18 protein-coding genes are annotated in these 21,188 nt (G+C 71.9%); 9 read left to right on the forward strand and 9 right to left on the reverse strand.

Going from position 1 to position 21,188, the window contains the following annotated elements; genetic code table 11:
* Positions 1–16: 16 nt before the first annotated feature.
* Positions 17–607 carry a non-oxidative hydroxyarylic acid decarboxylases subunit B gene (locus tag ACFQRI_RS19830; protein ID WP_380670790.1) on the reverse strand — a complete coding sequence of 197 codons (591 nt, stop codon included), beginning with the start codon at positions 605–607 and terminating at the stop codon, positions 17–19.
* A gap of 84 nt (positions 608–691) precedes the next feature.
* Here ACFQRI_RS19830 and ACFQRI_RS19835 point away from each other — a divergent pair, with 84 nt between their 5' ends.
* Both ACFQRI_RS19835 and ACFQRI_RS19840 read left to right on the forward strand, forming a co-directional pair.
* Positions 692–1,582: a helix-turn-helix domain-containing protein gene (locus ACFQRI_RS19835; protein WP_380670792.1), complete on the forward strand. Its 891-nt coding sequence runs from the start codon at positions 692–694 to the stop codon at positions 1,580–1,582.
* A gap of 210 nt (positions 1,583–1,792) precedes the next feature.
* A complete protein-coding gene (locus ACFQRI_RS19840) occupies positions 1,793–2,902 on the forward strand; it encodes an NAD(P)-dependent alcohol dehydrogenase (protein WP_380670794.1) in 1,110 nt (369 codons plus the stop codon).
* Between the two features lie 280 nt (positions 2,903–3,182).
* Here the strand turns inward: ACFQRI_RS19840 and ACFQRI_RS19845 are convergent, their stop codons facing one another.
* On the reverse strand, positions 3,183–4,112 hold the full coding sequence (locus ACFQRI_RS19845) for a proline dehydrogenase family protein (RefSeq protein WP_380670796.1): 930 nt from the start codon (positions 4,110–4,112) through the stop codon (positions 3,183–3,185).
* A 69-nt stretch (positions 4,113–4,181) separates the two neighbouring features.
* On the reverse strand, positions 4,182–5,810 hold the full coding sequence (gene pruA, locus ACFQRI_RS19850) for an L-glutamate gamma-semialdehyde dehydrogenase (RefSeq protein ID WP_380670798.1): 1,629 nt from the start codon (positions 5,808–5,810) through the stop codon (positions 4,182–4,184).
* A 115-nt stretch (positions 5,811–5,925) separates the two neighbouring features.
* On the opposite strand from pruA, the gene ACFQRI_RS19855 reads away from it, so the two are divergent.
* On the forward strand, positions 5,926–7,572 hold the full coding sequence (locus ACFQRI_RS19855; RefSeq protein ID WP_380670800.1) for a PucR family transcriptional regulator: 1,647 nt from the start codon (positions 5,926–5,928) through the stop codon (positions 7,570–7,572).
* A 59-nt stretch (positions 7,573–7,631) separates the two neighbouring features.
* On the opposite strand, the gene ACFQRI_RS19860 is transcribed toward ACFQRI_RS19855, so the two are convergent.
* Positions 7,632–8,687, reverse strand: a complete 1,056-nt coding sequence (locus ACFQRI_RS19860; protein ID WP_380670802.1) for a MerR family transcriptional regulator — start codon at positions 8,685–8,687, stop codon at positions 7,632–7,634.
* A gap of 75 nt (positions 8,688–8,762) precedes the next feature.
* Positions 8,763–9,692, reverse strand: a complete 930-nt coding sequence (gene coaA, locus ACFQRI_RS19865; protein ID WP_380670804.1) for a type I pantothenate kinase — start codon at positions 9,690–9,692, stop codon at positions 8,763–8,765.
* 417 nt (positions 9,693–10,109) lie between these two features.
* On the opposite strand from coaA, the gene ACFQRI_RS19870 reads away from it, so the two are divergent.
* The 5 genes from ACFQRI_RS19870 to ACFQRI_RS19890 all read left to right on the forward strand — a co-directional run bounded on the left by ACFQRI_RS19870 (position 10,110) and on the right by ACFQRI_RS19890 (position 15,018).
* Complete coding sequence (locus ACFQRI_RS19870) at positions 10,110–10,565, forward strand: universal stress protein (RefSeq protein ID WP_380670805.1); 456 nt, start codon at positions 10,110–10,112, stop codon at positions 10,563–10,565.
* Complete coding sequence (locus ACFQRI_RS19875) at positions 10,546–11,505, forward strand: adenylate/guanylate cyclase domain-containing protein (protein WP_380670807.1); 960 nt, start codon at positions 10,546–10,548, stop codon at positions 11,503–11,505. The genes ACFQRI_RS19870 and ACFQRI_RS19875 overlap by 20 nt, the downstream gene beginning before the upstream one ends.
* Positions 11,506–11,720: 215 nt before the next feature.
* The gene (locus ACFQRI_RS19880) at positions 11,721–13,100 is read left to right on the forward strand and encodes an FAD-binding oxidoreductase (protein ID WP_380670809.1); all 1,380 of its coding nucleotides are present in this window, start codon (positions 11,721–11,723) and stop codon (positions 13,098–13,100) included.
* A gap of 129 nt (positions 13,101–13,229) precedes the next feature.
* Positions 13,230–14,465, forward strand: coding sequence for a class I SAM-dependent methyltransferase (locus ACFQRI_RS19885; protein WP_380670811.1), 1,236 nt, complete (start codon positions 13,230–13,232; stop codon positions 14,463–14,465).
* Between the two features lie 70 nt (positions 14,466–14,535).
* Complete coding sequence (locus ACFQRI_RS19890; RefSeq protein ID WP_380670813.1) at positions 14,536–15,018, forward strand: VOC family protein; 483 nt, start codon at positions 14,536–14,538, stop codon at positions 15,016–15,018.
* A 4-nt stretch (positions 15,019–15,022) separates the two neighbouring features.
* On the opposite strand, the gene ACFQRI_RS19895 is transcribed toward ACFQRI_RS19890, so the two are convergent.
* The 3 genes from ACFQRI_RS19895 to ACFQRI_RS19905 are packed head-to-tail and all read right to left on the reverse strand — an operon-like array spanning position 15,023 to position 18,272.
* Positions 15,023–15,868, reverse strand: coding sequence for an SDR family NAD(P)-dependent oxidoreductase (locus tag ACFQRI_RS19895; protein WP_380670814.1), 846 nt, complete (start codon positions 15,866–15,868; stop codon positions 15,023–15,025).
* Entirely contained in the window at positions 15,865–16,770 is a 906-nt protein-coding gene (locus ACFQRI_RS19900; protein ID WP_380670816.1) for an alpha/beta fold hydrolase, read from the reverse strand. Before ACFQRI_RS19900 ends, ACFQRI_RS19895 begins: the two co-directional genes overlap by 4 nt.
* The gene (locus ACFQRI_RS19905; protein ID WP_380670818.1) at positions 16,767–18,272 is read right to left on the reverse strand and encodes a flavin-containing monooxygenase; all 1,506 of its coding nucleotides are present in this window, start codon (positions 18,270–18,272) and stop codon (positions 16,767–16,769) included. Before ACFQRI_RS19905 ends, ACFQRI_RS19900 begins: the two co-directional genes overlap by 4 nt.
* A gap of 104 nt (positions 18,273–18,376) precedes the next feature.
* On the opposite strand from ACFQRI_RS19905, the gene ACFQRI_RS19910 reads away from it, so the two are divergent.
* The gene (locus tag ACFQRI_RS19910) at positions 18,377–19,597 is read left to right on the forward strand and encodes a PucR family transcriptional regulator (protein ID WP_380670820.1); all 1,221 of its coding nucleotides are present in this window, start codon (positions 18,377–18,379) and stop codon (positions 19,595–19,597) included.
* Positions 19,598–19,720: 123 nt separating this feature from the next.
* On the opposite strand, the gene ACFQRI_RS19915 is transcribed toward ACFQRI_RS19910, so the two are convergent.
* On the reverse strand, positions 19,721–21,133 hold the full coding sequence (locus ACFQRI_RS19915) for a lipase maturation factor family protein (RefSeq protein ID WP_380670822.1): 1,413 nt from the start codon (positions 21,131–21,133) through the stop codon (positions 19,721–19,723).
* Positions 21,134–21,188: the final 55 nt, after the last annotated feature.

Here is a 21,188-nt window from a genome sequence, read left to right on the forward strand (position 1 = left end):
TGCCTCTCCTCGTCGTTCAGGAAGCCCGGCCCCGCAACCGCGCCTCGCGCATGCCCTCCCACCGGCGGGCCGCCGGGGCGGGGAGGTCCAGCTGGTCCAGGACTCGGGCGGTGATGTGGTCGACGAAGTCGTCGATGGTCAGCGGGTGGTTGTAGAAGGCGGGCATCGGCGGCACGATGCGCGCTCCCATCCGCGACAGCGCGAGCATGTTCTCCAGGTGGATCTCGCTCAGCGGCGTCTCGCGGGGCACCAGCACCAGCGGCCGGCGCTCCTTGATCGTCACGTCCGCAGCGCGGGCCACCAGGCCCTCGGCGTAGCCGGTGCGGATGCCCGCGAGGGTCTTCATCGAGCAGGGCACGATCACCATGCCGTCGGTGCGGAACGAACCGGACGAGATGCTCGCGCCCTGGTCCTCGGGGTTGTGGGTGACGTCGGCCAGCGCGCCGACCTGCTCGACCGAGCGCCCCGTCTCCAGTTCGAGCGTCGCCCGCGCCCAGCGGCTCAGGACCAGGTGGGTCTCCACCTCGGGCAGCTCGCGCAGCTGTTCCAGTAGCCGTACCGCGATCGGCGCTCCGGTGGCGCCGGTCATCCCCACGATGAGTCGCACGCTTGTCCTTTTCGGTCATTTCGTTCCGACACATCCACGCTAGGTCCGCGCAGCGCTGGTGAGCGGGTACGATTGCGACAAGCTATGGGGAAAATCGGTCAGCAGATCACCGAGGTCGCCTACCGGCCGTGGCTGAGCGCGCCGATCGGCATGGACGTGGTCGACTTCGCCGAGCTGCGCGAGCGCGGCCGCCGCCGGGAGATCGACCTCGCCGACCCGCAGCGCCCGGACTTCCACCACCTGATCCACCTCGACGCGGGCGGCGGCCCGCTGCGGCACACCGTGGACTTCACCACCCACGTCATCCCGCCGGGCGGCTGGCTGTGGGTGCGGCCGGGACGGGTCCACCAGTTCGCCGCCGACGAGGTCCTCGAGCGCACCCGCGGCACGATCGTGATCTGGCGACCGGGGTTCGTCACCGCCGACATGCCCGACGAGCTCCCGCTGCGCCCGACGGGTCCCGATCGCGAGCTGGTGGACCTGGCGCTGCGCCACCTGCTCGCCGAGTACCGCCACCTGGGCACGTTGAGCCTGGAAGCGCACAACGCCACGCTGCGGATGCTGCTCTCGGTGCTGCTGGTGCGGCTGGCCAACGCCGGGGCGCAGGACTCCCCGGAGGTCCCCCCGGACGGACCCTTCGACCGGTTCCGCGCCGCGGTGGAGCGCGACTTCACCACCAGCCACCGCGTCGCCGACTACGCCGCGGCGCTCGGCTACAGCACCCGCACCCTGACCCGGGCGGCGCTGGCGGCCACCGGGCTCACCGCCAAGGCCTACCTGGATTCGCGCGTCGTCCTGGAGGCCAAGCGGTTGCTGGTGCACACCGACGCCCCGGCCGCCGAGATCGCCCGGCACCTGGGATTTCCCGGCCCGGGCGAGTTCACCAAGTTCTTCCGCAAGCGCGACGGCCGCACCCCGCTGGCCTTCCGCGCCGAGGCCCGCGGCCGGTTCCAAGACCCGCGCAGCCGGGCCTAGACCCCGTGCAGGAACTGCCCCTGCGCGGTGGTCCGGGACGAGCCCCGCACCGGAGCAGCGGCTCCGCCGCGTCGTCGAACAGTTCCTGGACAGCTCGGGCCCGTTACCCGTCCGAGTGGTTCTCGGCGCAGCTGCGCGGCGACCGCGATCCACCCCGCGGAAGCGGGCTTCCCCCGCACCTCTCCGGTGCGGCAAGGTGCGGGGATGCGAGTGCGCGCCGCGGTAGTGCCCGAGCTCAGCGGACCGTTCGGGATCGAGGAGCTGGAGATCGACGATCCGGGCCCGGGCGAGGCCCTGGTGAAGGTCATCGCGACCGGGCTGTGCCACACCGACGTGATCACCCGCGACGGCGACCTGCCGATGCCGTTCCCCGGCGTGCTCGGGCACGAGGGCGCCGGGGAAGTCGTGGCGGTCGGCGACGGGGTCGACGCCGTCGTGCCGGGCGACCGCGTGGTGCTCGGCTGGCCGTCCTGCGGCGGTTGCCGCAACTGCCGGGACGGGGAACCCCGCTACTGCGCGCGCATCGGCGAAGCCGTGGCCGGGGGCGCCCGGCTGCTCGGCCCGCGCGCCGGGCAGCCCGCGCTGCGCCGCCCCGACGGTTCGGCGGTGCACAGCCACTTCTTCGGCCAGTCCTCCCTGGCCACCCACGCGCTGACCTGGGCGGACTGGCTGGTGGTGGTTCCCGAGGCCGCTCCGCTGGAACTGCTCGGCCCGCTGGCCTGCGGGATCTCCACCGGAGCGGGGGCGGTGCTGCACACCGCGCGGCCCGGGATCGGCGACAAGCTGGTCATCTTCGGCGTCGGCGCGGTCGGGCTGTCAGCGGTGATGGCCGCCAGGTTGACCCCGGCCACCACGATCATCGCCGTGGACCGGTACCCCGACCGGTTGCGGCTGGCCGAGGAGCTGGGCGCCACGCACACCGTCGACGCGACCGAGCGCGACGCGGTCGCCGAGGTGCACCGGATCTGCGGCGGCACCGCGGACCACGCGCTGGAGTGCACCGGGGTGATCGACGTGGTCCGGCAGGCCGCCGACACGGTCGGCCTGCGCGGGACCTGCGTGCTCATCGGCGGCGCGCCCGCTGGGGCCGAGTTCAGCCTCGACCACCTCTCGACCCTGTGGGGCAAGCGCATCGTGGGCACCCTCGGCGGCAGCGGGCGCAGCGAGGTGCTCATCGGTGGCCTGGTCGAACTGCACGCCCAGGGGCGGTTCCCGTTCGATCGTCTGATCAGGCACTACGCCCTGTCCGACCTGGACAGCGCGATCGCCGACAGCCGTCGAGGGGAGACCGTCAAGCCCGTGCTGCACATGCCGCACTAGCGGGCGGGTTCCCGACATCTCGCGCTCGGCCGCTGCCCCGCGCGCGAACCGCTCGCGCAGGGGAACCGGGAGTGGAAGGGAAGCCGGGAGTGGAGGGGAGGGGCAAGACACCACCTCGCCCCTCCCGCGACCCCTCCCACGTCCCCCTTCGAGTGGACCCCACAAAATCCTCGAAAGCGGGACCCCGAATTGCCTCCCATTCCGCACCCGGATTGGGAGCCGATTCGGGGTGCGGATTGGGAGGGGAATCCGTGTGCGGAATGGGAGGGGAATCGGGTGGTCAGCCTCGGGTGGCGAGGGAGCGCAGGAAGAAAGCGAGGTTCGCCGGGCGTTCCGCCAGGCGGCGCATGAAGTAGCCGTACCACTCGTCGCCGTAGGCGACGTAGACGCGGAGCTTGCCGCCCTCGGCGGCGATCCGCCGCTGCTCGTCCGGGCGGATGCCGTAGAGCATCTGGTACTCGAACTCGTCCGGCCGGCGCCCGGCCTGCGCGGCGAGCTCCCCGGCGATCGAGATGAGCCGGGGGTCGTGGCTGGCCACCATCGGGTAGCCCTCGCCCTGCATGAGGACCTTCAGGCACCGCACGTAGGAGCGGTCCACTTCGGACTTGTCCTGGAAGGCCACCGACTCCGGCTCGGCGTAGGCGCCCTTGCACAGCCGCACCCGCGATCCCGCGCCCGCCAGGTCGCGGCAGTCCTGCTCGGTGCGCCGCAGGTAGGCCTGCAGCACCGCGCCCACCCACGGGAAGTCCACGCGCAGGTCGCGCAGGATCCCCAGGGTGGAATCGGTGGTGGTGTGGTCCTCCATGTCCAGGGTGACCGTGGTCCCGGCGTCCTGCGCCGCCTCGCAGATCAGCTGCGCGTTCTCCAGCGCGATCTTCTCCCCGTCGGCGGGCAGGAACTGCCCCACCGCCGAGAGCTTCACCGAGACCTCGGCGCGATCGGCGAGCCCCGCGTCGGACAGCAGCCGCAGCACCTCCTGGTAGCCGCGCACCGTCTCGGTCGCCTGCGCGGCTTCGAGGGTGTCCTCGCCGAGCCGGTCGAGCGTGACGTGCAGTCCCCGCTCACCGAGCCGCCGCGTGACCGCGACGGCCTCCCGCGCCGTGGCACCGGCCACGAATCGCTCCACCACCGGCCGGGTCAGCGGATTGGCCTCCACCAGCCGACGCACACCTTCCGACCGCCCGGCGGCCAACAACGCAGAACGCAACACCGAAACCTCCCACTGAGAACCAGGACCGAAGCGGGAGCGGGGCGCTCTCCGAGAGCGCCCCGCCCGGGATCACCCCATGTGGGGGTATTCGTGGCTGGTGGCCGCGTTCCAGGTCTCCTTGATGGCGCGCGGGCTGGTCCAGCGCTGCACGTTCATCAGCGAGCCCGCCTTGTCGTTGGTGCCCGAGGACCGGCTGCCGCCGAAGGGCTGGCGGGACACGATCGAGCCGGTCGGCTTGTCGTTGACGTAGAAGTTGCCCGCGGCGCCGCGCAGCTTGCGGTGCGCCTCCTCGATGGCGCTGCGGTCGGTGGCGAACACCGCGCCGGTCAGCGCGTACGGGCTGGAGGCGTCCACGGTCTCCAGGATCGAGGAGTACTCGGCGTCGTCGTAGACGTGCACCGCGATGATCGGTCCGAAGTACTCGGTGGTGAACACCTCGTCGTGCGGGTCGCTGCCGACCAGCACGGTGGGCTCGACGAAGTAGCCGACCGAGTCGTCGTAGCCGCCACCGGCCAGCACCTCGATGGAGGGCGTCTCCTTGGCCCGGTCCAGGGCGCGCTTGTGCTTGGCGAACGCGCGGGAGTCGATGACCGCGCCGCCGAAGTTCGAGAAGTCGGTGACGTCGCCGAAGGTGATCGAGCGGGTCAGGTCGGCCAGCTCCTCGCGCAGGCCGCCCTCCCAGATCGAGCGCGGCACGTAGGCCCGCGAGGCCGCCGAGCACTTCTGGCCCTGGAACTCGAAGGCGCCCCTGGCGAACGAGGTGGCCAGCGGGGCCGGGTCGGCCGACGGGTGCACGACGATGAAGTCCTTGCCACCGGTCTCGCCCACGATCCGCGGGTAGCTGCCGTAGTTGTCCAGGTTCTCGCCGATGGTGCGCCACAGCTTCTTGAAGGTGGCCGTCGAGCCGGTGAAGTGCAGCCCGGCGAAGCCCGGGTCGGTCAGCGCGACGTCGCTGACGGCCGCGCCGTCGCCGGTGACCATGTTGATCACGCCGGGCGGCAGGCCCGCGGCCTCGAACATGCGCATGGTGAAGTGCGCGGCGAACTGCTGCGAGGGGGTCGGCTTCCACACCACCGTGTTGCCCATCAGCGCCGGGGCGGTGGGCAGGTTGCCGGCGATGGCGGTGAAGTTGAACGGGGTGATGGCGGTGACGAACCCGTCCAGCGGCCGGTAGTCCATCCGGTTCCACTCGCCGGGCACCGAGCGGGGCTGCTCGGCCATGATCTGCCGCGCGTAGTGCACGTTGAAGCGCAGGAAGTCGATGAACTCGCAGGCCGCGTCGATCTCGGCCTGCTGCACCGACTTGGACTGGCCCAGGATGGTGGCGGCGTTGATGGTGTCCCGCCACGGGCCGGCCAGCAGGTCGGCGGCGCGCAGCAGCACCGCGGCCCGCTCGTCGAACGGGGTGGCCGCCCAGCTCTCGGCGGCGTCCTTGGCGGCCTGGACCGCGTCGGCGACGTCGGTGGCGGTGGCCTGCGCTGCGGTGCCCAGCACGTGCTGGTGGTCGTGCGGCTGCACGACGTCGAAGCGCTCGCCGCCGGCCATCCGCTGCACGCCGCCGATGGTCTGGGTCAGCTCGATGCGCTCGGATTCGAGCTCGGCGATCCGCTTCTGCAACGACTCGCGCTCCGGGGATCCGGGCGCATAGCCCTTGACCGGCTCGTTGTAGGGCACCGGCACCGAGGTGATCGCGTCCATGACCCGCCTCCTTGAGTCGTCGAAGTGTTCGTTGCTTGGAGATTAAGGACTTGCCGGGCGGCCGAGCTTGTCGGATCGGCTATCTTTGGGGTGGTCGACTTGTGGGGTTGGACAAATGACGAGCGAGGTTGATTCGGTCGGCGTGACCGAGGTGGGCGTGCCGCTGCGGCAGCTGCTGACCGCCATCGGCGAGCCCCTGGTGGACGTCCTCGCCGCACCCGCCGGGCTGGACGTCGAAGTGCGCGATGTGGTCATTGTCGACCCCGAGGAGGAGTCCGGCAGCTCTCGCAGCGGTGACTTCGTGCTGGTCATCGGTGCCCGCGGCCGGGCGGCGATGCGGCTGGTGCGCGACGCCGCGCGCAGCGGTGCCGCGGCGGTGGCGGTCAAGGTGGGCGCCGACGCCGACGCCCGAGCCCTGCGCGACACCGCCATCGACGGGGGAGTGGCGCTGCTGGGCGTGCGTCCGGAGGTGCGCTGGGAGCGCCTCGAGTCCTACGCCCACACCGCGATCGACAACGCGCGGCTGACCACCGACGCCGATCTCGGCGAGGCGTTGGGCGACCTGTTCTCGCTGGCCCAGACCGTGGCCGCGATGACCGACGGAATCGTGAGCATCGAGGACACCGCCAGCAGGGTGCTGGCCTACTCGCGCTCCGACGACGAGGTCGACGAGCTGCGCAGGCTGTCCATCCTGGGACGCCAGGGGCCGGAGCCGTACCTGGCGATGCTGCGCGAGTGGGGCGTCTACCAGCGGCTGCGCGCCGGTGAGGACGTGGTGCGCCTGGAGGAGCGGCCCGACCTGGGCATCCGGCGGCGGATGGCGGTCGGCATCCACGCGGGCAGCCAACCGCTGGGTTCGATCTGGGTGCAGGAGGGCGCGCGTCCGCTGTCGGAGCGCTCCGAGCGCGCCCTGCTGGGCGCGGCGCGGCTGGCGGCGCTGCAGCTCATCCGGCAGCGCTCCGAGGTCGGCGGCGAGCCGAGGCTGCGGGAGAACCTGCTGGCGGGTCTGCTGGAGGGGCGGGTGGACGCCCGCTCGGTGGCCGACAACATCGGTGCTGACGCGCAACGCCCGGCGGTGGTCGCGGTGTTCACGCTGCGCCCGGTGGGCAGCGCGGACCGCTCCGAGCTGGAGCTGCAGCGCTCCGAGATGACCGGGCTGATCTCGGTGCACGCCTCGGCCTACCGGCGGAGCGCGCTGGTGACCACGATCGGGTCGCGGGTCTACGTGCTGCTGCCGGAGCTGCCCGAGCGCTCGGCGGCGTCCTCGGCGCTGCAGCTGACCAAGGAGATCGTCGCCGCGGCCAAGCAGCACCTCCGCTCCCGGGTCCAGGTGGGCGTGGGCTCGGCGGTGCCGGCCCTGGACGAGGTCGTGGAGTCGCGGGCCGAGGCAGACCGGGTGCTCGACGCGCTGCTGCACGACGCCGAGACCGAGGTGGCCACGATCTCGGACGTCCGGGCGCAGGTGGTGGTCAGCGAGATCCTCACGATGCTGCAGGGCAACGACCGCTACCGCGACGCGCGGCTGGAGGTGCTGCACGAGCACGACGCCGAGCACGGCGCGGAGCTGGCCCGCAGCCTGCTGACCTACCTGGAGCACTTCGGCGAGGTCCGCTCGGCCAGCGCGGCCCTGCACGTGCACCCCAACACGCTGCGCTACCGCGTCCGCCGAGCCGGCGAGCTCACCGGCGTGGACCTCCACGACCCCGCCGAACGCCTCAACACCCACCTCCAGCTCCTGCTGACCAGGCGATCCCGGCGGTAGTCCTCGCAGTTCGGCCGGGAGTTGCGCGCCACGTGGCGCGCAACTCCCGGCCGAACTGCTCAGGGCGCCGGAGTGTCGAGCACCAGCGAGGTGTGGTTGTCCGGGGCGCCGGCCCGGTCGACGAGGTCGGCGAGGCGGTCGACCGCGGCGCGCGGGCCGTCGGCGTCGGCCAGGACGTCCTGGATCCGCGGCTCGTCGAGCACGCTGCTGATCCCGTCGGTGCACAGCAGGTACCGGTCGCCGGGGTGCGCTTCGCGCAGCAGCAGGTCCGGCTCGGCGTCGGCATCGCCCTGCAGCGCTCGGGTGAGCGTGGCGCGCTGCGGGTGCACGGCCGCCTCCTCGGCGGTCAGCTTGCCCTCGTCGACCAAGGACTGCACGAAGGTGTGATCCTGGGTGAGCTGGGAGAGCTCGCCGCCGCGCAGCCGGTAGCAGCGGGTGTCGCCGATGTGGGCGAGCGCGAAGCTGCTGCCCGACCACAGCATCGCGGTCAGCGTCGTGCCGCGGTCCGGCCGGGTCCCGAAGCCCGCTACGGCCTCGCGCACGCCGCCCACGGCGGCGCCGAGCGCGGCCAGCAGCTTGCCGGTGGGGATCTCGGCGTCCAGCGGGGCCAGCGCGTCGAGCGCGGCCCGGCTCGGGGTTTCGGACGGGCCGAACCCGTCGGCGATGGCGAACAACCGCGTTCCGCCGCTGACGGCGTCCTGGTTGATCCGCCGCACCAGGCCGGTCTCGCTGCGCGAGGCGGCGCGCAGCTCCCACGTCTCGGACCGGCTCATCACGTCAACGTCCTCCCTGGACAGTCGGCTGATGAGGAGGGCCGCGAGTTCCCCGCGGGCGGCGGTGTCGGACTCGACCTGCCGCCAGTAGGAGGCGATCTCGGCGGCGGCCGCGCCCGGGGCGAGGCCGCAGACCGAGCGGATCCGCGCGAGCGGCATGCCGATCCCGCGCAGCGCCACCACCAACCGCGCCCGCTCCAGCTGCCCGCGGTCGTAGTAGCGGTAGCCCGAGCGCGGGTCCACCTCGGCCGGTGGCAGCAGGCCGAGTTCGTCGTAGAGCCGCAGCGCTTTCGGAGTCAGCCCGCTCTCCCGGGCGAACTCGCCGATGCTGATCCTGCTCATCGCGTCCTCCTCACCCCGGGCACCTCGCCCGGCGGGAGCGACGTTGCCGGTTGCCCCGGCGGGAAGGTCAAGCGCTCAGAGCTTGCGGAGGCGGACGCGGTTGATGGAGTGGTCGATGTCCTTGCGCAGCACCAGGGTTGCCCGCGGCCGGGTGGGCAGGATGTTGTCGACCAGGTTGGGCTCGTTGATGGTGCTCCAGAGGTGCTGGGCCTCGGCGCGCGCCTCGTCGTCGGAGAGCTGCGCGAAGTGGTGGAAGTGCGAGTTCGGGTCGGCGAAGGCGGTGCTGCGCAGCGCGAGGAACCGGTCGACGTACCAGCTGGCGATGTGCTCGGTGCGCGCGTCGACGTAGAGGGAGAAGTCGAACAGGTCCGAGACCGTCAGGCTCGGGCCCGGTTGCAGCACGTTGAGCCCCTCGATGATCAGGATGTCCGGCTGGCGCACCACGTGGCGCTCGTCGGGCAGGATGTCGTAGGCCACGTGCGAGTACACCGGCGCGGAGACCTCCGGGGCGCCGGACTTGACCTCGGTGACGAAGCGCAGCAGCGAGCGCCGGTCGTAGCTCTCCGGGAATCCCTTGCGGTGCATCAGGCCGCGCCGCACCAGCTCCGCCTTCGGGTGGAGGAAGCCGTCGGTGGTCACCAGGTCCACGCGCGGGTGGTCGGGCCAGCGGGCCAGCAGGGTGCGCAGGATTCGGGCGGTGGTGGACTTGCCGACCGCCACGCTGCCCGCCACGCCGATCACGAACGGCACCTTGGTCCCGGCTTCCTCGCCGAGGAACCCGGTGGTGGTGGCGTGCGCGCGCTGGCGCGCGGCGACCTGGAGGTTGATCAGCCGGGACAGCGGGAGGTAGACGTCGGCGACCTCGTCCAGGTCGACCGGCTCGCCCAGGCCGCGGAGCGCGACGAGCTCGTCCTCGCTCAGCGGGAGGGGCAGGGAATCGCGCAGCTCGCGCCACTGCGCGCGATTCAGCTCCACGTACGGGCTCAGTTCGCGTACGCGCGTCACAAAGCACCCCTCAGCATCGAGGCCGGGAACAAACGCGCGCCGCCGAGCGGCGGCGCCCGCAGAACCCTAGGACGCGCAGAACCCTAGGACTCCCCGGCGGTGCGGCGCTGTGATTCACTGCACGCTGAGACGCACGAGACATCCGATCCGGCGAACGATCAGCCGCTCACCTGCGCGGATCGGGGCTCGCGGCTCGATCGATCAAGGGCGGGAGCGCGCAGGCGGCGGGGCCGGGAGCCGGCCGTGGCGACGCCGGTAGAGTGCAAGATCGAGTGTTGCGCCGAGCGACCCGCGCTGGTGCGGCCGCGGTACGGGGGCACGACCGAACGAGCCGGAACGTTTCCGCGCGCGCCCGCGCTCGTTAGTGTTCTCGCCTGGTGTGTCGAATGTCGGCCTGCTCGTGGAAGTGAGAGTGCGATGTCCAACTACCGCACCGTCGTCGTCGGAACCGACGGCTCGGACCCGTCGCTGCGCGCGGTCGCCCGCGCCGCCGAAGTCGCCGCCGCCCCCACCACGCGACTGGTGATCGTCTGCGCCTACTACCCGACCGACCCGAAGGAGCTCGAACGCGCTCAGGACGAGCTCGGCGACGAGGCCTTCCAGGTCATGGGCTCCGCGCCCGCGGAGGACACGCTGCGCACCGCCTCCGACACCGCCCGCGGGGCAGGTGCGAGCGGGGAGATCGAGACCTTCGCCTCGGTGGGCGAGCCGACCGCCGCGCTGCTGTCGGCCGCCGAGAAGCACGACGCGGACCTGCTGGTGGTGGGCAGCCGCGGGCTGAACACCCTGAAGGGGCGCATCCTCGGGTCGGTGCCTTCCGAAGTGTCCCGCCGAGCTGATTGCGATGTGCTCGTTGTCCGAACCTCGCGATGACCGGATGCGGCGGGTGGAGGAGACCCTCCTGGGCAGCCCGCCGCACTACACCAAGGGCGAGGTGACCGATGCCGCCGGAGTTCCCCTGGAGCGCGCCGAGGAGCTCTGGCAGGCCATGGGCTTCGCCCACGTCGGCCCGGACGACGCCGTTTTCACCGAGGCCGACATCGCCGCGTTGCGCGCGCTGGTCTCCCTGGTGTCGGCCGAGGTGATCCCGACCGACCTGGAATCCGCGGTGGCGCGCTCGCTGGCGCAGACGATGTCCCGGTTGGCCGAGTGGCAGACGGGCATCTTCAAGTCGCTGCTCGGCGAGCAGTTCACCGATCTCGAAGCCACGTCGGAGGTGGCCGCGGCGATCCTGCCGGTGATGGAGCGGCTGCAGAACTACGTGTGGCGGCGCCACCTGGCCGCCACCGTCTCCCGCGAGCTCGACCAGCGCGATCCCGGCGACGAGCGGGTCCAGGTCATCGGCTTCGCCGACCTGGTCGGCTACACCCGGCTGATCCGCGACTTCACCGAGCTGGAGCTGGCCAGGCTGATCGACGGGTTCGAGTCGCTGGCCAGCGGGGTGGTCGCGGAGAACCGCGGCCGGGTGATCAAGACGGTCGGCGACGAGGTGCTGTTCGTGACCGAGGGGGCCGCCGAGGCCGCCGAGATCGCGCTCGCGCTCAACGAGGAGATCGCCAAGACCGACCTGCTGCCGCCGCTGCGGATCGGCCTGGCCAGGGGGCCGGTGCTGGCCCGCTTCGGCGACGTCTACGGCTCGACGGTCAACATCGCCAGCCGCCTGACCTCGGTGGCCCGCCCGGCCTCGGTGCTGGTGGACCGCGAGTTCGCCGGGGCGCTGCGCGAGCGCCCGGGCTACCGGCTGATCTCGGTCGGGCCGACCAAGGTGCAGAGCTTCCGCGGGCTGCGCGCGTGGGCGCTGCGGCGCGCTTAGCCAAATGTGATCGAACTCCCGGTGCCCGTGCATGCAGCAAGCAAGTTCCTGTGCTAGGGGTCGTCGGTGATCGACTGAGCTGGGATTTCGGGTTCCCCCGTGGTCGGCCGAGCGCGGTGCGTCGCGGCGATTCGTCCGGGTGATCCGGTTGTTCGGCGCAACCATTCTGCTCCATCAGGGGTGCTTGCCGTGGCCTCCGGCAATACAGTCGAGGTATGGCGGATTCCGGATCATCGGTGCGGGGCGAACATTCCGACGACGTGGCCGCGCTGGTCGCGCAGTACGAGCGCATCCCGGACGGCGCACCGGTGCGGCTGGCCAAGCCCACTTCCAACCTGTTCCGGTTCCGCGAGGACAGCCGGGCCCCCGGCCTCGACGTGGGCCGGTTCGACCGGGTCCTGGAGGTCGACTCCGCCGGCGGGACGGCGCAGGTGCAGGGCATGGCCACCTACGAGCGGATCGTGGACGCGCTGCTGCCCACCGGGCACATCCCGAAGGTGGTCCCGCAGCTCAAGACCATCACCCTCGGCGGCGCGGTCGCCGGCCTCGGCATCGAGTCGACCTCCTACCGCAACGGCCTGCCGCACGAGTCGGTGCGCGAGATGGAGATCCTCACCGGATCGGGTGAGGTCGTGCGCGCGCGACCGGACAACGAGCACGCGGAGCTGTTCCGCGGCTTCCCCAACTCCTACGGAACGCTGGGCTACTCGCTGCGGCTGGAGATCGAGCTCGAACGGGTCAAGCCCTACGTCGAGCTGCGGCACGTCCCGCTCCGCACCGCCCGCGAGTGCGCCGACGCCATCGCGGCGGTGTGCGCCGAGGGCGCTTTCGACGGCCGACGGGTCGATTTCGTCGACGGCACGGTGTTCTCGGCGGGCGAGCACTACCTCACGCTCGGGTCCTACGTGGACGAGGCGCCGTTCGTCAGCGACTACACCGGGCAGCGCGTCTACTACCGCTCCATGCAGGAGATCGGCCGCGACTACCTGACGATCCACGACTACCTGTGGCGCTGGGACACCGACTGGTTCTGGTGCTCGCGCGCGCTCGGCGCGCAGCACCCGCTGGTCCGGCGGTTCTGGCCGCGGCGGTACAAGCGCTCGGACGTCTACCGCCGCGTGGTGGCCTGGGACCGCAAGCACTCGCTCACCGACCGGTTGGCGGTGCTGCGGGGCGGCGGGGTCAACGAGCCGGTGATCCAGGACGTGGAGATCCCGGTCGACCGGTTGCCGGAGTTCCTGGAGTTCTTCCACCGCGAGATCGGCATCTCGCCGATCTGGCTGTGCCCGGTGCGGCTGCGCGACGAGCAGGGCTGGCCGCTGTACCCGATGGATCCCGAAACCCTCTACGTCAACTTGGGTTTCTGGGCGACCGTGCCGCTGGAGCTCGGCGAGCTGCCGGGCAGGCACAACCGCGCGATCGAGCGGGCGGTCGCCGAGCTCGACGGGCACAAGTCGCTGTACTCCAACGCCTACTACACCGAGGACGAGTTCTGGCGGCTGTACAACCTGCCCGCCTACGAGGAGCTCAAGTCCCGCTACGACCCGAAGGGCCGGCTGCCGGGCCTCTACGAGAAGTGCGTCCGGGAGAAGTGAGGTGCAGGGGGAGGTGCTCGTCCTGCTGGGCGGTTCTGGTGGCGGAACCTCGGACCGCCCGGGGCCGCCGACCGCGCGGCTGACCGGCCACCGGAACAACTTGAGAACGAATCGAAAGGAGATCCGCTGATGGGGTGGGCAGATGTGTTCACGCGGATCCTCGGCAGCGATCTGTCGGTGGAGATCCGCGCCTTCGACGGCAGCCGCTCGGGCGCGCGCGACGCGGACGTGCGCCTGGAGATCCGCTCACCGCTCGCGCTGTCGCACCTGGCGGCCGCGCCGGGCGAGCTCGGCCTGGCCCGCGCCTACGCCAGCGGCGCGATCGAGGTGCACGGCGACATGTACACCGCGCTGGCCTCCTTCCCGGCCGTCGCGCTGGGCGACATCCCGCCGGAGCTGCGGCGCGAGCTCGCGATCAAGCTCGCCGGTTACCGCCTGTGGTGGCCGGTCAAGACCCCGGCGGTGGAGCACAAGCCGAAGCGCGTCTGGCGCAGGCACTCCAAGAGCCGGGACAGCGAGGTGATCTCGTACCACTACGACGTGTCCAACCGGTTCTACGAGTACGTCCTGGGCGACTCGATGGCCTACACCTGCGCCGTGTTCCCGAGCGCGGACGCCACCCTGGAGCAGGCGCAGTTCGAGAAGCACGACCTGGTCGCCCGCAAGCTCGACCTCCGCGAGGGCCAGCGCCTGCTCGACGTGGGCTGCGGCTGGGGCGGCATGGTCATGCACGCCGCGGAGCACTACGGGGTGCGCGCGCTGGGCGTGACGCTCTCCCGGCAGCAGGCCCAGTGGGCGCAGAAGGCCATCGCCGAGCGCGGCCTGGCCGACCTGGCCGAGGTCCGCCACATGGACTACCGGGACGTGGCCGAGACCGGGTTCGACGCGGTCAGCTCGATCGGCCTGACCGAGCACATCGGGCTCAAGCAGCTGCCCTCGTACTTCTCCTCGCTGGCCGACAAGCTGGTGCCCGGCGGCAGGCTGCTCAACCACTGCATCACCCGGCCGGACGGCACCCACGGCTCGCGGCCGGGCAAGTTCATCGGCCGCTACGTGTTCCCGGACGGCGAGCTCGAACCGGTGGGCACGCTGGTCTCGGCGATGAACGACAACGGTTTCGAGGTGCGCCACGAGGAGAACCTGCGCGAGCACTACGCGCTGACCCTGGCGGGCTGGTGCGCCAACCTGGACCGCAACTGGGACGTCGCGGTCGCCGAGGGCGGCCTGGACCGCGCGAGGGTCTGGCGCCTGTACATGGCCGCTTGCCGGCTGGGCTTCGAGCGCAACGTCGTCCAGCTGCACCAGGTCCTGGGCACCAAGCTCGACGGCACCGACGCGAAGATGCCGCTGCGCCCGAGCTGGTGACCGATGAGTTTCACCGCGCCGGCCGGTCCACCCCGTAGAGAGCACGCGAACTCGAAGGGATGGACCGGCCATGAGCGCGATCGAGCAGAAGATCAGGACCAACCTGTGGTTCGACACCGAGGCCGAGCAGGCCGCTGAGTTCTACTGCGGCATCTTCCCGGACTCCCGGGTGGTGACCAAGCAGCACTACACCGAGGTCGGTCCGGGCGAGCCGGGCACGGTGGTGACCGTCGAGTTCGAACTCGCCGGTCAGAGCTTCGTCGGCATCAACGGCGGCCCGATGTTCACCTTCAACGAGGCGATCTCGCTGGAGATCGTGTGCGCCGACCAGCAGGAGGTCGACCACTACTGGACGCGCCTCGGCGAAGGCGGCTCCTACGTCCAGTGCGGCTGGCTCAAGGACCGCTACGGGCTGTCCTGGCAGGTCGTGCCGCAGCGCCTCAACGAGCTGCTGGCCACCGGTGACGAGGCCACCACCAACCAGGTCATGAAGGCCATGCTCGACATGGTCAAGCTGGACGTCGCCGAGCTGGAGGCCGCCGCGCGCGGCTGAGCGCTCACCGCTCCGGGAACAGCTTGCGCTCCAGGGAGACCGCCAGGCGGGTCGCCAGGGCCGGGGCGGCCCGGGTGAGCAGGTCGACGGCGACCGCGTCGCGCCCGACGCGGATGCGCGGGCGGCCCCGCTCGACGCCGTCGGCGATGATGCGCGCGGCGTCCGGCGCGGGCAGCGTGAGCAGCTTCTCGCCGTAGACGCGCTGGCGGGCGCGCTGCGCGGGCGCGAGCTCGACCCCCTCCTCCTCGGCGATGCGGGTGGCGTTGTCGGCGATCGCGGTCCGGACGCCTCCCGGGTGCACCACGCTCACCCGCACCGGGTGCCGGGAGTGCAGCATCTCCGCGCGCAGCGCCTCGGTGAACCCGCGAACCCCGAACTTGGCCGCGCAGTACTGCGACATCCCCGGCTGGGCCAGGTAGCCGTTGAGGCTGGAGACGTTGACCACGGCCCCGTCGCCGGAGTCGATCAGCAGCGGCAGGAACGCCTGCGTCCCGTGGATCACGCCTGCCAGGTTCACCGCGAAGACCCGTTCGTAGTCCTGCCACTCGCTGTCGAGCACCGGCCGGTTCGTCGCGATCCCGGCGTTGTTGTAGATCTGGTGGACCGTCCCGAACTCCTCGGCGACCTCCGCGGCCCAGCTCAGCACCGCCTCGCGGTCGCCGGTGTCGACGACGGCGGTGTGCGCCGGGCCGCTGAGCTGCGCGGTGGTCTCCCGCAGCCCGGCCTCGTCGACATCGCTGAGCGCCAGCGCGGCGCCGCGGCGGCCGAGCTCGTTCGCCAGGGCGCGGCCGATGCCCGAACCGGCGCCGGTGATGGCCGCGACCTTGCCGCGAACCGGGTGCCTGCTCATGCTGCGACTCCTCGTGCGTGCTGGGAGATGAGGTCGACGAGCCGGGGGAGGACGCCGGGGGCGAGGTGGTGCCCCATGCCGGGGATGACCACCAGTCGAGCGCCCGGGACGGTCTGCGCGGTGGTCCGCCCGCCGGAGGGGTGCACGATCAGGTCCCGGTCGCCGTGCACGACCAGGGTCGGCGCGCTGATCCCGCGCACCTGCGCGGTGCGGTCCCCGGAGGCCTGGATGGCCTGGATCTGCCGCGCCGTGCCCGCGCCGGTCGCGCGCGGGTCCGCGACGCGCTCCCAGGCGAGCTCGGCGTAGGCGGTCTCCGCGGCCGGGTCCAGCGGGTGCGCGGTGCCCGCCAGGTGCGCGGTCATGCCCAGGTGCCGGGCGATCGACTCGCCGCGGGTGCGCGCCGGGCGCCGCGCCAGCCGGAGCTTGGTCGACCAGGCGGGTTGCCCGACGCCCGCCCTGCCGGTGGTGGAGATGATCGAGACGAGGCCGAGCACGCGCTCCGGATGCTCGGCGGCGAGCGTCTGGGCGATCATCCCGCCCATCGACATGCCCACCACGTGCGCCCGCCGCACGCCGAGGTGGTCGAGCAGCCCGGCGACGTCCTCGGCCATGTCGCCGAGGGAGTAGGCGTCCGGCCGCGCGCGTGCCAGCAGCTTCCGCCACGTCGCCGGAGGTGGCGCGTCGATCCGGCTGGAGCGCCCGGCGTCGCGGTTGTCCAGGCGGATCACCCGGAACCCGCGCGCCACCAGGTCGTCCACCAGCTCGGCGGGCCAGGCGTGCAGCTGCTGCCCGAGACCCGCCACGAGCAGCAGCGGCGTCCCCTCGTCGGGTCCGTCGACGGCGTAGCAGATCGTGATCCCGGTGGGCAGCTCGGCGAACCGCTCGTCGAGGGCCGCGGTCACGAGGCGGCCTCGGCCGAGGCCGCCAGGCGGGCCGGGCGATCGGTGGGGCCGGAGAAGCGGAGCCCTTCGGAGACCAGCGGGCCGTCGAGCAGCCGCTTGTCCTCCAGGTAGCTCATCGACATCAGCCACGGCGCGCGCGGGCCCTGCCGGGGCAGGTCGTCGAGCGAGCGCTGGACGTAACCGGCGTCGAAGTCCAGCAGCGGCCGGGTGGGCAGGTTCGGGTCGGCCACCACCCAGGCGGTGTCGTGGCCGCGCTCGTCCATCCGCGCGAGCAGGTCGCAGAGGTACTGGCAGAGGATCCCGATCTTGAGCGTCCACGAGGAGTTCGTGTAGCCGACGGCCAGCGAGAAGTTCGGCACGCCGGAGAGCATCGTGCCGCGGTGGATCACCGTCTCCGGCGGCACCACCGGCTCGCCGTCCACGGAGAGCTCCATCCCGCCGAACAGCTGCAGGTTCAGCCCGGTCGCGGTGACGATCACGTCGGCGTCGAGGTGCTGCCCGCTCGCCAACCGGATCCCGGTCTCGGTGAAGGTCTCGATCCGGTCGGTGACCACGTCCGCCTCGCCCCGCCGGATGGTCTTGAACAGGTCGCCGTCGGGCACCGCGCACAGGCGCTGGTCCCACGGGTCGTACGGCGGGTTGAAGTGCCGGTCGACGTCGAAGCCCTCGGGCAGCTGCTTCTCGTTGACGTAGCGGATGATGGCCCGCGCCGCCTTCGGGAAGCGCTGGCAGAACCGCCAGATCGCGCTCTGCTGCAGGATGTTCTTGCGGCGGGCGATCGCGTAGCCGCGCTCGGCGCCGAAGATCCGCTGGGCCGCGCGGGCGAACGGGTCGACCTTGGGCACCGGCAGGATGTAGGTGGGCGTGCGCTGCAGCATCGTGACGTGCGCGGCCTGCTCGGCCATGGCGGGCACGAGGGTCACCGCGGTCGCGCCGCTGCCGACGACCACGATTCGCTTGCCCGCGTAGTCCAGGTCCTCGGGCCAGTGCTGCGGGTGCACGATCTCGCCGGTGAACCGCTCCCGGCCCGGGAAGGCGGGGGTGTAGCCCTGGTCGTAGCGGTAGTAGCCGGTGCCGCCGAAGATCCAGCCCGCGCTCATCCGGAACCGATCGCCCTCCGGGCCCTGCACGGTGACGATCCAGCGGGCCCGTTCGCTGGACCAGTCCGCGGCCACCACCCGGTGCTGGTAGCGGATCTTGTCCGCGAGCCCGTTCTCCTCGATGGTCTCGCGCAGGTACCGCAGGATCTGGTCGGCGCCCGCGATCGACTCCTGGTCCCGCCACGGCTTGAACTCGTAGCCGAAGGTGTGCAGATCGGAGTCCGATCTGATCCCGGGGTACCGGAACAGGTCCCAGGTGCCCCCGGGACGCTCGCGTCCCTCGAGGACCGCCACGGATCGCTGCGGGTGCTCCACGCCCAGGTAGCGGGCAGCGCCGATGCCGGAAATGCCGGCACCGACGATCAGGACGTCGACGTGCTCGACGTGGGGCGCGCTGGTCATCGATCTCCTCCGGTCGCGGGTGCCACCAGCCTGGCCGAGCCGAGTCCGGGACGGGAGCTTCAGATCGCACCCGGTTTCGGCGGTAGGTGGTGCACAATGTGCGCATGCGCTCGTCCGAACCCTGGCCGGTGGTGCCGCCGCGAATCGCCGAGCTGATCCGCCGCGGCGCGCAGGAGGTCGCCGATCCGGGCGAGGAGTGGCTGCAGGAGCTGCACGAGGCCGCGCTGAGCGGGCCCGGCATGCGCGCGGTCGCCGCCGACCCGGTGCTGGCCGAGTCGACGCGCCGGGCCAACGTGGCCAACCTGCTGGCCTGGGTCGCGCACAACATCGACAAGCCCGGTACCCGGGTGCCGCCGTCGTTGTCGCCGGATTCGATCGCCAACGCGCGCGACCTCGTGCGGCGCGGCCTGGACGCCGACGCGCTGGACGCCTTCCGCAAGGGGCAGTCGGCGGCGTGGCAGCGCTGGATGGACGTCTGCTTCGGGCTCACCGACGACCCGGCCGAGCTGCACCGGGTCCTGGAGATCACGGCGCTGTCGATCAGCACCTACCTCGACGACACGGTCGAGGCGCTCCGCGAGCAGATGAACGCCGAGCGCGACGACCTCGCCCGCGGCAGCCACGCCGAGCGGCTGGCGACCGTGACGCTGCTGGTGGAAGGGGCTCCGATCACGGTCCGCCAGGCCGAAGCGCGCCTCGGCCACCGCCTCACCGGCCCGCACACCGCGGCGATCGTGTGGGGCCCGCCGGACGTGGACAGCGCGCGGCTGGAGGACGCGGCCGAAGGCCTGCTGCAGGCCGCCGGGGCCGAGCGCAGGCTCACCCTGGTCGCCAACGCGGCCACGCTGTGGGTCTGGCTGCCCGCAGCGGTCTCGCCGGAGGACCTCCCGCCGATCGAGATGCCCGACGAGGTCCGCATCGCCGTCGGTCGTCCCGGTCGGGACCTGGCCGGGTTCCGCTCCAGCCACCTGGAGGCGCTCACCGCCCAGCAGGTCATCGACCGCGCCGGGATGCGCGCGGGGATCGCCTCCTACGACGAGGTGCAGCTGGTCGGCATGCTGGAGCGGGACCGCAAGGACGCCGACGCGTTCCTGGAGCGCACGCTCGGCGAGCTCGCCGAGGCGGACCCGGAGCTGCGCCGCGTCGCCCTCACCTACCTGCGCGAGCTGGGCAACGTCACCCGCACCGCCGAACGCCTCTACACCCACCGCAACACGGTGATCCGCAGGCTGCGGCGCATCGACGAGCTCCTGCCGCGCCCGCTGGCCGAGAACGCCGTCCACGTCGCCGCCGCCCTCGAACTCCGCTCCTGGCGCGCCGGCTGACCACCGCGCACCGCACCCGGAGCGCCGACGCGGGCACTTTTTCATCAAACGTCCTCCTCCGCAGGGCGTCCCGAGGGGGAGGACATCTGATGAGAAAGTGCGAGGTCCCGCGGTGCGCAGGGGTCAGCGGAGGTCGTCGAGGGTCAGCGGGCGGATGAACTCCGAGGCCTCGGTCCTGGTCCAGTGGCGGCCGGTGGCCTTGCGCTCGCGGCGGGTGTTGAAGCGGTAGCGGTACAGGCCCGCCCGCACCAGAGCGGGCGGTTCGTCCGGGAAGGGGTTGTCGCGCAGCAGGTTCAGCACGTCGCGCTCGTTGCGCAGCAGGGCTTCGAGGAAGCGCGGCAGCCAGGAGCGGCCGTAGGTGGGCGAGATCGCCAGGAACCACATGAGCCAGTCCAGGCGCAGGTGGTAGGGGGCGACCTGCGGGGGCCTGCGGTGCGGGTCACCGGGCTTGCCCTCGAACTCGTACTCCAGCCACGGTCCGTCGCGGTCCGGAGCGCCCTCGACGATGACCTCGTAGCGGGTCCGGGTGATGCTGCCGAACGCCCCGTAGGTGTTGCTCAGGTGCAGCTTGTTGAAGCTGCGGTTCATCACCTGGGCGCTGCCCAGCATGTTCCGGATCGGCCACCAGGCGAGCACGACGAACAGCGCGGTGACCGCCAGCAGCGGGACCGCGAACCACCCGGGCAGCTCCTGCAGCGGCGGGGGAGCGGGCGTGACCGGGCCCAGCAGCCAGGAACCCATGCCGGCGAAGGCCAGCGCGATGGTGGTCAGGTTCAGCCAGGCGAAGTTGCCGCTGAGCATCAGCCACAGCTGGGTGACCACGATGAGCACCGCCGCGACGCCCGCCACCGGTTGCGGGGCGAACAGCGCGAACGGCACCACGAGCTGGGTGACGTGGTTGGCCAGGACCTCGACCTCGTGCAGCGGGCGCGGCAGCCAGTGGAACCAGCGGCTCAGCGGGCCGGGCATCGGCTGGGTCTCGTGGTGGTAGTGCAGCGCGGTCAGGTCGCGCCAGCAGGCGTCGCCGCGCATCTTGATCAGCCCGGCGCCGAACTCCACGCGGAACAGCAGCCAGCACAGCAGCCACAGCGCCGGCGCGGGCGGCGCGACGTGCTGCGGGCCCAGGAAGATCGCCAGGAAACCGGCTTCGAGCAGCAGCGACTCCCAGCCGAACGAGTACCAGATCTGGCCGACGTTGACGATCGACAGGTACAGCACCCACAGCAGCGACCACAGCGCCACCCACGCCCACAGCGGCGCGAGGTCGGCGAGCTGGGCCAGCAGGCTGGCCACGACTCCCGCCCAGCCCACCGCGGACAGCCACCGATCGGAACTGCGCAGGTGGAACAGGCTGGGCGAGCGGCGGAACGGGACGCGGGCGACGTGGTCGGCGATCGGGGTAAGCCCTCGCGACCCGAGCAGGCCGCGGAACTGCCGCAGGAAGCAGGTGAAGCCGATCAGGTAGATCAGCGCGAGCAGGTGCGAGACCACGAACCGGGCGGACCAGTAGTCCGGTGCGCTCAACCACTGCCACATGCCGACTCCCCGGAAGTGCGTTGCTCAGCGGTGCGGATGGCGGAACCTCAGCGGC

Origin of the sequence: Saccharopolyspora griseoalba (genome assembly GCF_042665275.1) — a bacterium.
GTDB classification, from domain to species: Bacteria; Actinomycetota; Actinomycetes; order Mycobacteriales; family Pseudonocardiaceae; genus Saccharopolyspora; species Saccharopolyspora griseoalba.

Coding starts and splice junctions, on each gene's coding strand:
- ACFQRI_RS19870 (WP_380670805.1), top strand. CDS start 10,110: ATGTCCAACTACCGCACCGTCGTCGTCGGAACCGACGGCTCGGACCCG.
- ACFQRI_RS19895 (WP_380670814.1), bottom strand. CDS start 15,868: ATGAGCAGGCACCCGGTTCGCGGCAAGGTCGCGGCCATCACCGGCGCC.
- ACFQRI_RS19855 (WP_380670800.1), top strand. CDS start 5,926: ATGACGAGCGAGGTTGATTCGGTCGGCGTGACCGAGGTGGGCGTGCCG.
- ACFQRI_RS19915 (WP_380670822.1), bottom strand. CDS start 21,133: ATGTGGCAGTGGTTGAGCGCACCGGACTACTGGTCCGCCCGGTTCGTG.
- pruA (WP_380670798.1), bottom strand. CDS start 5,810: ATGGACGCGATCACCTCGGTGCCGGTGCCCTACAACGAGCCGGTCAAG.
- ACFQRI_RS19890 (WP_380670813.1), top strand. CDS start 14,536: ATGAGCGCGATCGAGCAGAAGATCAGGACCAACCTGTGGTTCGACACC.
- ACFQRI_RS19885 (WP_380670811.1), top strand. CDS start 13,230: ATGGGGTGGGCAGATGTGTTCACGCGGATCCTCGGCAGCGATCTGTCG.
- ACFQRI_RS19905 (WP_380670818.1), bottom strand. CDS start 18,272: ATGACCAGCGCGCCCCACGTCGAGCACGTCGACGTCCTGATCGTCGGT.
- ACFQRI_RS19860 (WP_380670802.1), bottom strand. CDS start 8,687: ATGAGCAGGATCAGCATCGGCGAGTTCGCCCGGGAGAGCGGGCTGACT.
- ACFQRI_RS19835 (WP_380670792.1), top strand. CDS start 692: ATGGGGAAAATCGGTCAGCAGATCACCGAGGTCGCCTACCGGCCGTGG.
- ACFQRI_RS19880 (WP_380670809.1), top strand. CDS start 11,721: ATGGCGGATTCCGGATCATCGGTGCGGGGCGAACATTCCGACGACGTG.
- ACFQRI_RS19910 (WP_380670820.1), top strand. CDS start 18,377: ATGCGCTCGTCCGAACCCTGGCCGGTGGTGCCGCCGCGAATCGCCGAG.